Origin of the sequence: Nocardioides abyssi, from assembly GCF_030412915.1 — a bacterium.
Classification (GTDB): domain Bacteria; phylum Actinomycetota; class Actinomycetes; order Propionibacteriales; family Nocardioidaceae; genus Nocardioides; species Nocardioides abyssi.
Map to the genome: position 1 here is coordinate 1 of NZ_JAUHJR010000152.1, position 279 is coordinate 279.

Consider the following 279-nt stretch of genomic DNA (forward strand, 5'->3'; position numbering starts at 1 on the left):
TTCGTCTCCGGCGGCACCCGCGAGAGCGCCTCGGGCTCCAGCACGTAGATCCCCGTGTTGATCGTGTCGCTGAAGACCTCGCCCCACGTCGGCTTCTCGAGGAACCGCTCGATCCGGCCGGATTCCGGGTCGGCGATCACGATCCCGAAGGCGAGTGGGTTCTCGACGTGCGTCAACGCGATCGTCGCCTCCGCCTCCCGCGCCTCGTGCGCCGCTACGATCTCGCTCAGGTCGAAGTCCGTGAGCACGTCGCCGCTTATGACCAGGACCCGGTCGCCT

At 67.7% G+C, this 279-nt stretch carries 1 protein-coding gene; it reads right to left on the reverse strand.

Going from position 1 to position 279, the window contains the following annotated elements:
• Window positions 1-279, reverse strand: a 279-nt coding sequence (locus QWY29_RS20290; protein WP_300963038.1) for a sugar phosphate nucleotidyltransferase, incomplete at both ends; no start/stop codon positions are given.